General features: G+C 48.5%; 13 protein-coding genes. 4 read left to right on the top strand and 9 right to left on the bottom strand.

Going from position 1 to position 14,094, the window contains the following annotated elements:
- The first annotated feature begins 22 nt into the window (after window positions 1–22).
- Window positions 23–1,015 carry an SGNH/GDSL hydrolase family protein gene (locus L0156_04290; protein ID MCI0602210.1) on the top strand — a complete coding sequence of 331 codons (993 nt, stop codon included), beginning with the start codon at window positions 23–25 and terminating at the stop codon, window positions 1,013–1,015.
- A gap of 213 nt (window positions 1,016–1,228) precedes the next feature.
- On the opposite strand, the gene L0156_04285 is transcribed toward L0156_04290, so the two are convergent.
- The 9 genes from L0156_04285 to lepA all read right to left on the bottom strand — a co-directional run bounded on the left by L0156_04285 (window position 1,229) and on the right by lepA (window position 10,624).
- Window positions 1,229–2,524, bottom strand: a complete 1,296-nt coding sequence (locus L0156_04285) for an LpqB family beta-propeller domain-containing protein (GenBank protein MCI0602209.1) — start codon at window positions 2,522–2,524, stop codon at window positions 1,229–1,231.
- Window positions 2,525–2,688: 164 nt separating this feature from the next.
- Complete coding sequence (locus tag L0156_04280; protein MCI0602208.1) at window positions 2,689–3,477, bottom strand: ABC transporter ATP-binding protein; 789 nt, start codon at window positions 3,475–3,477, stop codon at window positions 2,689–2,691.
- Entirely contained in the window at window positions 3,477–4,427 is a 951-nt protein-coding gene (locus L0156_04275) for an iron chelate uptake ABC transporter family permease subunit (GenBank protein ID MCI0602207.1), read from the bottom strand. The genes L0156_04280 and L0156_04275 overlap by 1 nt, the downstream gene beginning before the upstream one ends.
- Window positions 4,424–5,176 (bottom strand): helical backbone metal receptor, encoded by a 753-nt coding sequence (locus tag L0156_04270; protein MCI0602206.1) that lies wholly within the window; start codon window positions 5,174–5,176, stop codon window positions 4,424–4,426. Before L0156_04270 ends, L0156_04275 begins: the two co-directional genes overlap by 4 nt.
- A gap of 122 nt (window positions 5,177–5,298) precedes the next feature.
- Window positions 5,299–6,117, bottom strand: a complete 819-nt coding sequence (locus L0156_04265; protein ID MCI0602205.1) for an ABC transporter substrate-binding protein — start codon at window positions 6,115–6,117, stop codon at window positions 5,299–5,301.
- On the bottom strand, window positions 6,110–7,081 hold the full coding sequence (locus L0156_04260) for a cysteine synthase family protein (GenBank protein ID MCI0602204.1): 972 nt from the start codon (window positions 7,079–7,081) through the stop codon (window positions 6,110–6,112). Before L0156_04260 ends, L0156_04265 begins: the two co-directional genes overlap by 8 nt.
- 113 nt (window positions 7,082–7,194) lie before the next feature.
- On the bottom strand, window positions 7,195–8,133 hold the full coding sequence (locus L0156_04255; GenBank protein ID MCI0602203.1) for an SAM-dependent chlorinase/fluorinase: 939 nt from the start codon (window positions 8,131–8,133) through the stop codon (window positions 7,195–7,197).
- Window positions 8,133–8,819, bottom strand: coding sequence for a signal peptidase I (gene lepB / locus L0156_04250; GenBank protein MCI0602202.1), 687 nt, complete (start codon window positions 8,817–8,819; stop codon window positions 8,133–8,135). The genes L0156_04255 and lepB overlap by 1 nt, the downstream gene beginning before the upstream one ends.
- Window positions 8,819–10,624, bottom strand: coding sequence for a translation elongation factor 4 (lepA, locus tag L0156_04245; protein MCI0602201.1), 1,806 nt, complete (start codon window positions 10,622–10,624; stop codon window positions 8,819–8,821). Before lepA ends, lepB begins: the two co-directional genes overlap by 1 nt.
- A 64-nt stretch (window positions 10,625–10,688) precedes the next feature.
- Between lepA and L0156_04240 the strand changes: the two genes are divergently transcribed.
- Genes L0156_04240 through L0156_04230 form a run of 3 tightly spaced genes read left to right on the top strand, consistent with a single transcriptional unit; the run spans window position 10,689 to window position 13,978 of the window.
- Entirely contained in the window at window positions 10,689–11,597 is a 909-nt protein-coding gene (locus L0156_04240; protein MCI0602200.1) for a cobalamin-binding protein, read from the top strand.
- A 25-nt stretch (window positions 11,598–11,622) separates the two neighbouring features.
- Window positions 11,623–13,035 (top strand): GWxTD domain-containing protein, encoded by a 1,413-nt coding sequence (locus L0156_04235; protein ID MCI0602199.1) that lies wholly within the window; start codon window positions 11,623–11,625, stop codon window positions 13,033–13,035.
- A gap of 10 nt (window positions 13,036–13,045) precedes the next feature.
- Complete coding sequence (locus tag L0156_04230; GenBank protein ID MCI0602198.1) at window positions 13,046–13,978, top strand: tetratricopeptide repeat protein; 933 nt, start codon at window positions 13,046–13,048, stop codon at window positions 13,976–13,978.
- Window positions 13,979–14,094: the final 116 nt, after the last annotated feature.

Here is a 14,094-nt window from a genome sequence, read left to right as displayed (position 1 = left end):
CGTAAACTTTGTTCCGGTTAATATGCCACTTAAAGATACCTGGCGGGCCAAAGGTAGTCTCGCGATTTTCGGCACGCTGTTTACGTTCATTATGGTAATCACTATTTACGAGGTATGGAGGGGTAGGCAATACGATCGCTGGAGAGCATACTATCAGCTTCAAGGTGACTGGAAGGGAACGTTAACCGTCCCGTCGAATAATGAAATATTGATGTGGGAATACCGTCCAAACAGCCAATACACGGCTTTAACGTTTGGTTATACGATGACCACAAATCGCTATGGTTTTCGAGGTGTGGACAGAGATCTGTCTGTCAAGAAACAAAACACGAAGCGAGTGGCGTTTCTTGGCGACTCAGCCACAGTGGGCTTATTCGTTCAAAATGATGAAACTTTTGTTAGCAAGTTCGAATATTATGCAAACAATCAATACCGAAACGGATCAGTGGAATCACTGAATTGCGCTATAGATGGATATCATGCGGTCCAGCTTCTCGAACTGTTAAAGACAAAAGTTCTAAGTTTGCAACCTGATTCGGTCGTTTATGTCATGCATTTAAATGACTTCGACTTCGAGTTCGCGTCAGCGAAAAAGGTTTTGTATTTCAAAAGACCAAATAGTTTCTTATGGACTGATATTCGAAATGCGATCTGGCCGATCATTTTTGAATACTACGAGTACTCGTATGGCAGAAACAAGGATGCCGTCTTCCGGGCAATCAAGGAAATGTCAACTTTGTTACAGAAAAAAAATATCGACTTTATGATTGTCTTACTTCCCGTATTCAAGATGACAGAAAAGGATTTTAACAATTACCCACACTGGAAACTTCACCAGGCGGTTGGCAAATTTCTGTCAAAAGAGCATATTAAAGGCATTGATCTACTCCAAAGTTTCAAGGATGAGAAGCGGCAACCGAGGTTTTTTGCCTATGATGTGTGGCACCTGAACGCTACAGGACATGATTATGTCGCCAAGAAGCTACTACCGGTTGTTTTAGCGCACGACAATTAAGCGCCCGCTGTTCTCCTCTTTATGTAAATGGTCTTGTGTCGAGTACTCGTTACCATCGCATGCGCATATTCAAAAGAATTTAATCAATCCTAAAGTAGCACGATCAAACTAAGGGCGAGTAAATGCTCTGCCACTACAAGGTTTTTAACGCGTCAATGAGTTCCTGAATCGCCCCCGGAATAACCTATCGAGTTAGTACCGCTTGTCAATGTGTTATGGTTCGCACCCTGGCGTTAACTCGCCCTGGTTATAGTTCGAAAGCGTATCCGCTGCATCTTTCAAAGCCCTTCCGGTTGCTGTTGACGGCCTGACATCGTAGGGCAACTTGCCGAAGAAAGAGGAGAGCAGACTATCCGCATCCGATATTGCTAGGCTTACAGGAGCCGGGTTGGAACCGTTTGCGATATTCAATTTGGCAGAGATCAACTGGTGCGCCAGGATCAAGCTTGCATCACCGCGAATCGGACTATTCAGAATGGAAAGCAGCTCGGCGCTGGTGTAAAGCTGGCTTCCTAAAGTGAGGAAGGACACCGGCCAGGCAGATGGATCTTCTTTCCAAAATCCCTTCGGATGAGGGCAATTGAAATTGGGAAGCGGCTGCCAGTCTGGATTTATGTCGTAATCAGAATTGTTGGTTAAGTTGATCGGATTTGTTCCGTCCGCATCCATGCTGAATATATCAACGTTCCCAGTCCGAGCGCTAAGAAAAGCGATCTTCGTGCCATCGGGAGAGAATACACCTGATGAATCCGCTAATCCGGAATCCGTAAGCGGTGTCTGGTTTGATCCATCAGAATCCATGACAAATACGGTAAAGACGAGAGTTCGATCGCTGGTAAAAAGGATCTTGCTTCCATCGGGCGACCAATCGGAATCTTCTTCGTTCGCAGGATTGTTCGTGAGATTCGTCTGGTTTGTGCCATCCGTATTCATAACGTAGATTTCTCTGTTCCCATCTCGCTCGCTTGTAAAGGCAATCTTGGTTCCATCGGGCGACCACGCGGGAAAGGCATCGAAAGCCGGGTCATTGGTAATGCGGGTCTGATTGGTTCCATCGGCATTCATTACGTAAATTTCAAAATTTCCATCTCGATCGCTTTCAAAGGTGATCTTACTGCCGTCCGCCGACCAGGAGGGGAACAGTTCGCTGCTTGCAGGAGTATTGGTAAGACGCGTTTGATTGGAGCCATCGGCGTTCATGATATAGATCTCACCGCCTGCATCGCGACTACTTACAAACGCAATTTTGGCGCCGTCCGGAGACCAGGCTGGCCGTTCGTTACTTGCTGCATCAGTCAGACGCGTCACATTCGAGCCGTCCGCATCCATCACGTAAACCTGGAAAACTCCCCCAACCAGATCGCGGCTCTCAAACGCGATTTTGCCATTGGCTCCCGGAAAAGCCGCATCAGCCGGAATTGAGGATAATAGGCTGACAAAAAAAGCAAAAGTTATCATCCATATGATTTGCCAATTTGTGCGAGCCAGTTTGGTTAAATTTGAATTCATAGGTTCCTCCTTCTTAAGGGCTGATCTAACGCAAGATATTCGCCAGCAGTCTGAAAAGGCCTCGATTCTGACGAGCTAAGGTGAGGAAATCAGTGAGAGAGTTTTTGAAGGACTTGTACGAATTTCACACAACGGTGTGCGAACTCCGGACATTCACCGTTCTATCAGTTGCGGTTGTCAATGCGTGTGTTCAAAAGAATTGCCGGTGCCTGAGAGAAGGGATTTTTTTCGATCTTGCAATCGATTCGAAAAACATCACGAAGCAATGAAGCAGTCAGGATTTCAGCAGGTGTGCCGATCTGGTGGCAGAGGCCTCCTTGCATGAGGATCAGTTTTTCGCAGAACTCGGCCATCAAGTTCAGGTTATGAGAAACGGTCAGGATGGTGAGACTTTCCTCAGCGTTCAATGCTTTTAGGATCTGGAAGATTTCGATTTCATAATGGAGATCGAGGTGCGCGGTGGGTTCATCCAGCAAAAGCACGCGTGGTTCCTGAGCCAGCGCTCGCGCAAGTAGTACGCGTTGGCGTTCACCGCTGGAAAGCTCGTGAATGTAGCGGTTGCGGTAGGCCCACGTTTCCGTTTTGCGCAACACAGAATCAACGATCTGATGATCCCGTTGGGAATGAATGCCGAGTCTACCCACAAAAGGTATGCGGCCCATAAGGACAACATCTTGAACGTGGTATGGATAGGAAAACTGAGCCTCGCTTCCAACTACAGCCATCCTTCTGGCGAGTTCCGTTAATGCGAATGTTTTCAAGGGCTGTCCGTCAATTTTGATCGTACCTTGCTGCGCTTGGATCACTTTGCTCAGGATTTTTAACAGCGTGGATTTTCCGGAGCCATTCGGACCAATGACACCCCAGAAGGCGCCTTTCGACATTTCAAATGAAATATTCTGAAGATGAAACGAGCCGTCATAACCGAAACCGACGTCCTGAGCAGAAATCATTAATACACCAGTTCCTTTTGTTTCTTTTTTAAGAGAAAGATAAAGAAGGGCGCGCCGCAAAGGGAAGTAAAAACGCCGACCGGAATTTCCACGGGAGAAAAAATCGTTCGCGACAGAATGTCCATCAACACCAGGAAGAATGCGCCACCGATGGCGCTTGCGAGAATCAATTTGCGGTGCGATGGTCCGACCAACAAACGAAGAATATGAGGAATGATCAAACCGACAAATCCGATGGAGCCTGCCAGGGCAACACTTGCGCCTACCAGAAGGGAAGAGGAGAAGAAAAGGATTTGCTTGGTCGTCTCAACTTTGATGCCGAGATGAATTGCATCTTCTTCTCCACCGCTCATCGCATCGAGGTCTCGCGCATAAAAAAGCGCGATCAGCAGACCTACCAGGACCAGCGAACCCGAAACCACAATCGACCAACCTGTGCCCGCGATTGAAAGAGAACCCAGCATGAAGAATAGAACGGAAAAGGATTCGCGCCGGAATAGTGTGAATAAGAGCAGAACGAGCGCGCTGAAGAAAGTGCTGGAGACAACGCCTGCCAGTATGAGCGTTTGGATGGGAGTTCGTCCGTGTGTTGTGGCGATGCGGTACACAAGCAACATGCTCAGGAAGCAGGCGCCAATTGAAAAAATATAAAGCGTATATTGGAAATGAAAATTCAGAATCGTTGCAACCAGAGCTCCGAAAGTTCCAGCGCTTGAAGTTCCCAGAATGTACGGATCAGCAAGAGGATTTCGCAACAATCCCTGATAAACTGCACCGGCAGTTGCCAGCGCGATTCCAACGACGAGTCCAAGCAGCGCGCGCGGCAAACGGATGTTGAAAACCACAGCGGGATTCCATTCGCGGACTTCACCAATCCATAGAGAAGCAGCAAATGTGATCACAAGCAACAGAGCTAACGTAAACATCCATCGAACGAAATGTCCGCTCATTTTTTGTTAAGAAATTGTAGCGGAAATTCGCGCAAGGCCCGCAATGTCCCGAAGCCATGCCAGGCGACGTGGCTGCCGTCAAAGAGGAACATCTGACCGTTGCTCACGGCTCTTATACCAGGAAACTCTTGTTGGAAGAGATCCAGATGTTTGCGTCGAAATGGATAAGGTTCGTCAGGAAAAAGAATCATTTCCGGATCGATCTGCTCGATTTCTTCCGGCGTTAACGGCGGATATCGTTTTTGATGGGAAGCAAAAACATTGCGAAATCCAAAAAGCTCGCAGGCAGAGTGAACATAAGTATCAGCGTTGATTGTCATGTATGGTTTGCGCCAGATCAGAATCAGGCTTTCATAGATACGATCGGGCTTGTATGCTTCTCGCAGCTTTTGAATCTCCTCAGTCATTGCAGCAGCTGCGGGCTGCACGGAAAACAACTCACCCAGCTGCCGGATCATGTGAATAGAATCGTCAATCGTTTTTGGAAAGACTGTAAAGGTGCGGATCTTGTTTTTCTCCAACGCCTTGGCATCTTCTTTGCGGTTTTCGTCGCAATCCAAAATGACAATATCAGGCTTGAATTCAAGTATGGATTGCAGTTTTGGATTCTTGGTTCCACCAACTTTTGGTTTATGGATAACCTTTTCTGCTGGTCTGGTGCACCACCGGGTGACGGCTACGATCTGATCACCCAGACCCAGTTCGAACAGTGTTTCGGTTATCGATGGCACCAAACTGATGATTCGCATTTTTTTTGAACAGAAGATCGCGAAGGACGCGAAGGAACGCGGACGTCTCGTCTGCGTAGCGTTCGCAGGCGGGACGCCCGCGCTACTTTTCTTGATCTTTGCGTTCTTCTGTTAAAAATAGTTTACTTGTTCAGCAGTGAATCCAGTTGCTGGATCCCTTCGATCAAACGGGATCCCTGATGAGTGATAGCATTCCAATCAATCGCATTCTTGTCAATGATCTTACCTTCGCGAACAGCGCGCAAAGCCCGCCAAGCCGCCAGGCTCTGATACTCTTCTTGCGTGCGGCTGAGAGACATCAGCAGATCGGGATTTCTGGCAACGACCGATTCCATCGTAACGGTTAGATAAGGTTCCTGCCGTTCACCAAAGACGTTTCGAAGACCCAGGACTTTCAAAATTTCTGTGAGGTAAGATTGGCCTCCAACTGTCCAATTGCCGGCATCAATCTCCATGTATACAGTGCGCTGTGGTTTGGCAGCGGCTCGCTTCCGAATTTCTTCCATCTGTTGTTTCATGGTTGCGATCAATTGTGTGGCAGCAGGGAGCCGGTTGATCTTGCCGGCTATCAGATTGAATCGCTGAAAAACATCATCAAGAGTCTGGGCATCCGGAACCTCTACAACCAGAATGCCTGCGGCTCGTAACTTTTCAGGCACATTCCATTTCCAATTTCCGGCGAATACTATGTCCGGTTTCAAAGAAATAATTTTTTCCACATTGGGATTCAGCACGTCTCCAATTTTTTCGGTTTTCGTTGCTTCGGCGGGATAGTCGCAATAAAGGGTTGTGCCGACGATCTGCGGGCCGGCGCCCAGAGCGTAAAGAATCTCAGTGAAGCTGGGAGCGATGGAAACAATCCTCTTCGGTTCGGCAGAAGCGGTTGCTACGCAGAGTAACAGCGCAATTAGCGAAACAACACGGGCAAAAATTCTAATCAACGAGGTGTTTGGAGCGCAACCATTCCTGGTTGAGTTTGGAAAGATACCTGGTTCCGGTATCCGGTAGGATCACCACAACAAGCTGTTCCGGTTTCATCCTTTCAGCAACATGTATTGCTCCCGCAACGGCTGCTCCACCTGAAGAGCCGACAAAAATGCTTTCCTCTTTCGCCAGACGCATGGTGATTTCATACGCTTCTTTATCCGGAACTTGAATGATTTCATCAATGTATTCGAAATTGTAAGCGCCTGGGATAAAATCTTCGCCGATTCCATCAATCAAGTAAGGATGATAGCCTTCAATTTTTCCCGTTTCGAAGTAGCCTTTAATTACGGAGCCAACCGTATCGATGCCCACAACTCGCACGCCGGGATTTTTTTCTTTCAAGAACCTGGCGGTTCCTGTAATGGTTCCACCGGTTCCACAACCGGCGACGAATGCATCCAGTTTTCCATCCGTATCGCGCCAGATTTCGGGGCCTGTCGTTTGATAATGAGCGTCCGGATTTTTCGGGTTGTAATATTGCTGCGGTAAGAAGGAATTTGGGATTTCCCGGTTTAATCGATTGGACGTCTCGTAATAGGATCTGGGATCTGTGGGATCCACATCGGTGGGACAAATGACGCATTCCACTCCGTATGCTTCGAGTAAACGAATCTTCTCCACAGGAACTTTGTCCGGCATGACTGCGATCATCTTGTAACCCAGGATATTTGCAACCATAGCAAGGCCGAGACCGGTGTTACCTGAAGTCGGTTCTATGATGGTTCCGCCTGGCTTCAGCGCGCCTCTTTGGACGGCATCCCGAACCATGTGAAGTCCTATGCGATCTTTGACAGAACCGCACGGGTTAAAGAATTCCAGTTTTGCCGCGATCCGGGCGCCGGAAGCTGGAACAACTTTGTTTAAATAAACGAGCGGCGTGTTGCCGATCAAGTCCAGTAAATTTTCAGCAATCTTCATAACTAAACAACTCGCAAAGTAGCGCGGGCGTCCCGCCTGCGGAACTGCGCGCAGACGAGACGTCCGCGCTACAAAAGCGCCCCATTCTACAATATTTGCTTACTGTGCGTCCATTACGGCTTTCTGCGATAAACAAAGATTGGGGCGGGAGGACGTATTTTATATGCGTCCGCGAAGTTGCCTTGATTGATAGCGATTCCGAGACGCCCGCGCGAATCGATGTAGAAAAGAGGTTGACCTACAGCCACATCACTGAATGTTTTGACGAACGGAATTTCAAAATCACGTTCTCCGATCCGCGCATGAATGAGATCGCCTAGCGCGATGTTCATCTTCTGGAATATTTCTGCCGGGATGTTTGTCAGGAGGTTTCCGTAAGGACCGTCAGTTCCGATAATTTCACCCGTGAGTCCTTTTTCATCGATCCTGGATCGGTGGACATCCAGACGGATCGGAGTCGGGACTACGGGTCCCACCTCAATCCAATCTTTGCCGCTTGCCAGATGCGCAGCCACAGGCGAAAAAATATCCCGGCCATGAAAGGTTGAGGAGAGCGCATTCCCGTTCATCCATTTTATGTTTGTGATTTCCCGCACACTCTCGATACCATCGGCCTCTTCCACGAGCGTGATCAAGCCATTGTCAGGGAGCACGAAAAACTGGTTTTTTCGCGATTTGACCACGATCGGTTTTCGTACGCTTCCTACTCCCGGATCTACTACCACAACAAATACCGTGCCCGAAGGAAAGTGAGGTGCTGTACCTGCAAGGAAACGCGCTGCATCCATGATGGAAAAGGGCTGAACTTCATGGGTGATATCGATGATGCGAAGATCCGGTTCGATTCCAAGCATTACACCTTTGCAAATAGCGACGGAGTCATCGATGGTGCCGAAGTCGCTCATGAAGACGACGGTGGGTGAGGAGGAGAAGGACAGGAGGGGGATTAGAAGGATGAATACAGTTAACGATGCTCTGAGTGCAGATATGTTTCGCCGGCGAGCCGCCGGCGCTACAGACTGCCGGCTGGAAGCCGGCGGTACAAAGTTCATCACCGGATGATTTTGAAGAAGCGTTCCCACCGCGTGTCTGGAATAAAATTCACAACGATATGCGCAATGTGCCGCAGATTTTCTCCCATGGTGGATGGTCCAATGTTTTGCGGTCCGTCAAATGACCAGTAAACAATGAAAGCTCTCCCTTTTATAAAATCCTTCGGCACAAGTCCCCACGCGCGACTATCTTTGCTGTTGTCGCGGTTATCTCCCATGGCAAAATAAAGACCTTTTCCGACCTTTTTGGGTCCAAAATCATCACTGACAATTCCTACAAGATCCGGCTGTAAATCGGATTTATGCACTTTGTACGGTTCTTCAATCGGTTTACTGTTAATAAGGACCTGGCGGTTCCGAATTTCGATTTCTTCGTTCTCAACAGCGATAACTCTCTTAATGAAATTCCGGCCAGGGTCTTCCGGATATTTGAAAACAATTACATCAGTCCGGCTCACGTTCCTGATCGGCAAAATCTTTTTCTCCCAATTAAACATCGTTGGCGCGTAAGCAAACTTGTTCACTAGTATGTGATCGCCAATCAACAGATTGTCTTCCATGGAGCTGCTGGGTATCTTAAACGCTTCTACAACAAAGGTCCGAAAAAATAATGCAAGGACAACGGCGAGTACAATCGCTTCAAAATACTCACGAGCGACTGATTTTTTGAATTCGACAGTTTCCATTATTGCTTTTGATCCTCCTTCAGGATTGCGAGAAAGGCTTCTTGCGGGATATCGACTTTTCCCACACGCTTCATTCTCTTCTTGCCTTCTTTTTGTTTCTCCAGTAGTTTTCGCTTTCGCGTGATGTCCCCGCCATAGCATTTGGCAATCACGTTCTTGCGCATTGCAGAAACGGTTTCACGAGCTATGATTTTATGTCCGATGGCTGCTTGAATCACGACTTCGAAGAGCTGACGGGGAATCAGCGACTTCATTTTTGCGGCAAGAGCACGCCCTCTATAATAAGCTTTTTCCTTATGGAGGATCAACGAAAGGGCGTCCACAGGCTCGCCATTTACGAGGAGATCGAGCTTCACGAGTTCGGAGGGCTGATAGCCGATGAAGTTGTAGTCGAAGGAAGCATAACCTCTGGACACGGATTTCAAGGCGTCGTAAAAATCGATCACGATCTCGTTCAACGGAAGATCGTACTTGATCAGCACGCGATCTGTGGAAAGATATTCCATCCCTTTTTGCACGCCACGCCGGGCCTCGCAGATCTTCAGAATCGGACCAACAAATTCGTCTTTTGTCATGATCAATGCTTCGATCATCGGTTCTTCCATCTGTGTGATCAGCTGGCTTGCCGGCATTTTCGATGGATTTTCGATTTCCAGGACGGTGCCGCTGGTTAAAATCATTCGGTAGCGGACATTCGGAGCGGTTGTAATCAGAGAAATGTTGAATTCATTTTCCAACCTTTGCTGAATGATTTCCATGTGAAGCAATCCGAGAAAACCGCAGCGGAAACCAAATCCGAGCGCCATTGAATTCTCCGGCTCGAAGAAAAAGGATGAATCGTTTAATCGGAGCTTTTCCAAAGCATCTCTGAGCGATTCGTATTCCGTGCTTTCTGTGGGATACAGGCCAGCAAAAACCATCGGTTTGATTTCTCGAAATCCCGGCAAAGGCGCATCAGTGGGTCGTTTTTCCAATGTGACAGTGTCGCCTATCTTTGTATCCTCGATCCTTTTGATTGCGGCGATGATACAACCGACTTCTCCGGCGGCCAGCTCATCCACCGATTTCATTTTCGGCGTAAAGACTCCGAGGTCTGTCACTTCGTAGCTTTGATTGTTTGACATGAATTTGATGCGGTCCCGTACACGCAACGTTCCTTCAAAAACACGAACGAGCACAACCACACCGCGGTAAGAGTCGTACCATGAGTCGAAAATCAGCGCCTTCAATGCATCTTCAGGATCTCCCTTGGGTGGAGGAATCGTATGAATCAATCCTTCCAGCAGCTCCGGCACACCGATACCGGTTTTTGCGCTCACGTAGTACATCTTTTCATCCGTAAAACCGATGATGTTTTGAAGCTGTTCTTTTGTCCGTTCGATGTCTGCGCTCGGTAGATCGATCTTGTTGATCACCGGTAGAATGATCAGGTTGTTTTCGAGGGCAAGATACGCATTTGCGAGCGTTTGAGCTTCTACACCTTGTGCTGCATCCACCACAAGCAGAACGCCTTCGCATGCAGCAAGGGACCGGGAAACTTCGTAGGAAAAATCGACATGTCCGGGTGTGTCAATCAAGTTCAGGATGTATGTCTCGCCATCTTTGGCTTTGTATTCCAGGCGAACCGCGTGAGCTTTGATCGTTATGCCACGCTCTCGCTCGATGGTATTTGTGTCCAGGACCTGTTCCGACATTTCTCGAGCGGACAAAGCTCCGGTCAGCTCCAGCAACCGATCCGCAAGAGTCGACTTGCCATGATCAATGTGCGCAATAATACTAAAGTTTCGTATTCTTTGATTTTTCATGAAGAAGCGTCAAATGATAATATATTGCGTCCTTTCAAGGAAGTGTTTTAACACATTCTAGAATATGAGAATCGTTAGTTTATTACCATCTGCAACAGAGATACTCTTTGCGCTGGGCTTGGGCGACAAGGTTGTGGGAGTAACTCACGAATGCGATTACCCCTCCGAAGCGCGCTCCTTGCCGGTACTGACTCAGTGCGTTTTCGATTCGGAGAAGATGACGCAAGAAGAAATAGACACGGAAGTGAAGCGTCTTGCAACAGCGGGGGAGAGTTTGTATCGAATCAATGATCAACTTTTGAGTGAGGCTGACCCGGATCTGATCGTCACACAGGATCTTTGTCATGTGTGTGCGATCACTCCTGGAGAAGTTCAGCGCGCCGTGGATTTGTTGGGAAAGAAGCCGGAAATCGTCAGCCTGAGCCCGAAATTGTTGGAGGATGTCTTTGCCGACATGGATACAGTTGCCAGATCAGCCGGAATGGATGCTGATGGTGTAATCCAAAAGCTTCACGCAAGGGTCAGGAGAATTGCTCCCGCAGCTACTTTGTGTGAGAAACCAACTGTGGGTTGTCTGGAATGGCTCGAGCCGCTGTGGCGCACTGGACACTGGATTCCTGGAATGGTGCAGCTTGCGGGCGCCGAGGAGGTTCTGGCAGAAGGGGGAAAGCCTTCTCGCGGCCTGTCCTGGGAGGAATTGCAATCAAAGAATCCTGATATTATCATCCTCATGCCGTGCGGTTATAATTTAGGCAGGGCGCGCGAAGAGTTTTTTCGCGTCAGGCGAAGTTATCCCTGGGAGAACTTGCGGGCATATCAGAATCAGGCCATCTTTGTAGTAGACGCGAACTCGTATTTCAGCCGGTCGGGTCCGCGTCTGGTAGACGGGCTGGAAATGCTCGCAGAAATTTTTCACCCTGAATACTTCGCAAACCTGGCCCCCTTGCACTCATACGTTAGGTTCACTGTTTAAATCAACGTTCAAAGGAGAAAGAACAATGAAAAAGTTAGCAATGTTCTGTTTTCTCGCTCTGACTGTCGTTGCTTTTGCCGCCGACAAGTGGATTGATCAAATTCAAGTCCTGATGACAGAACAGGAAAAGGCCGATTTCAAGAAATTGAAATCTGACGCAGACAAGGAGAAATTCGTGGCGGATTTCTGGGCAAAAAGAGATCCGACCGCAGGCACGCCCGAAAATGAATTCAAAAACAACTATGAAACGAATTTTGCGCAAGTGAATGCCAAGATGAAGGACAAACGCGCTTTTGAATCAGACATGGGCCAGACGCTGCTTTTGCTGGGGCCTCCAGCGGATCAAAAACAGGAAGGAGGAAAACCTGCGGGTTACGGTGAAGAAGAAGAGGGAGGCGCGCCCGGGAAGCAGGTTTGGGTTTTCCGGAATTTGCCGGCTGAAGTAGCATCCGGGGAGGTCACGATTGAATTCCGAGTATCCGGAGGAGCATGGAAATTTGCCGACAAGAAAATAGCTCAAGCTCTTCTGGAAAAAGCGCGCGAGCGAGCCATCAGCGCTGGTCAGGCAGCAGCGCACACTCCGCAAGAGCCGGCTGCGAAGCAGCCACAGGCCGCAGCGAAACCCGCAGTCAGCGATGCGCCACCGGTCACGTCCCCCGATGTCAAGGCCGCACTGGATGCAACCGCAACGGGTGCTGCTCCGAAGGACATTCCGGTAATTGCTCTGGTTGATTCTTTCATGACTTCTGAAGGCGAGGTGTTTTCAACCTTTGCGCTCAACACAGGCGCAGATTCAAGCGGCGGAAAAGTCGGCATCCGCGTCCTCGATTCAACAGGGAATACTGTGAAGGAGACGGAACTCCCGTTTGTGGATGCGACGGCAACACCTGCTGAGCCTGCCGGCTATTTTCAGAGCAGACTGCCGATGACCCCCGGCGAATATTCCGTGGCGCTTGCAGTAAGCTCCGGAGGAAAAGCCGGCGGTGTAAAGAAGACGCTGAGCGTTCCTCAATACGATGGAAAATTCGCGATCAGCTCCATCATCCTTTCGAAAAAGTTCAATCAATTGACGGAGGCAAAACCTGAGAAAACACCCTATACCTTTGGAAAGATCAAAGTGGATCCGAATACCGAACGAGTATTCTCAAAAACCGATGAGTTGATTATTGTCTATGAAGCTTACAACTTTCAGCAAGACGCAACTGGTCAAGCAAGCCTGGAAGCAACCATTACTTTTCAAAAAGGAACCGACAAACCGAAGCCAACAACGCCTTCTCCTGCCAAGGGTCTGGTGACCGGCAAGAAGATGACCGTTCCCACAAGTTTTTCCTTGAGTGAATCCTTTTTCACACCGGGCGAATGGAAAATCAAGTTGACTGTCAACGATAAGGGCAGCAGTCAATCGGCAACTCAGGAAGCTGGTTTTACAATTAAGTAGGATCAAAGTGATGAAGTTTCGTTTTCTGTTTTTGTTCTTTCTCCTGATATCGGTGCAGGTTTTTGCTGCAGCCGGGAAGGTCCGCGGTACGGTCAAGGATGTGGATGGAAAACCGATTGACAAGGCCACGATCACGATTAGTTCGACCGGCGAAATCAGTCAGAAATACACTGCGCATACAAATGCAAAAGGGGAATACATACACATAGGTGTATTCCCCGGAGAGTACCGGGTCACGGTCAGCAAAGAAGGATATAAGCCGGTAGAGTATGAGTACGCTGACGTTCGTGTAACTTTAGCCGACAAAGGAACAACTGTAGATTTTAAGATGCAATCCGTTGCGGCTCAGCAGAAAACGCAGCAGCCCGCCGCGTCTGAAGAATCGCCTGCCGTTAAAGAGGCAAAAGCCGGACTTGCCGCGTTGAACGGAGGGAAATTGGACGAAGCAATTGCCGCGTTCGAAAAAGCATTGCAACTCGATTCAACGCTTGTGGTTGCTCATTACAATCTGGGGGCTGCTTATGAACGTAAAGATAACTTAGAAAAGGCAAGGCAGCACTTTCAAGAAGCGGTCAAGCTGAAACCGGATTTCGGTGAAGGTTATCTTGCGATTGGCAATAGTTATCTTGCCGAAAGAAAGTTTGATTCTCCAGCAATCGACGCGCTCACGAAAGCGACCGAACTGTTGCCGCAAAACTACAATGCTTTCTACAATCTAGGTGTATGTTATTCCAACTCCGGCAAGTATGTTGAGGCGGAGAGCGCCTATCGGAAAGCTGTTGAGATCAATCCAAAAGAGCCAGTTGCTCACTATCAACTCGCAATGGCTTTGTTGGGACAATCCAAAAGTGCGGAGGCGAAATCAGAATTTCAAAAATATCTTGAGCTGAATCCGAATGCCGCCGATCGCAAAGAAGTGGAAGAGTTGATGAGTACGCTGTGACTATGGAGCGCGGGCTTCCAGCCCGCATTAGGCGCCGCGGACTTCCAGTACGCAGCGGGTAAGATGCCTGCGGCCCGTAATGCAGCCTGGAAGGCTGCCCTCTAGCCTCTTGAATA

Source organism: bacterium (assembly GCA_022616075.1).
In the GTDB taxonomy this organism is placed as follows: domain Bacteria; phylum Acidobacteriota; class HRBIN11; order JAKEFK01; family JAKEFK01; genus JAKEFK01.
This window is presented reverse-complemented; position numbering and strand designations above follow the sequence as displayed.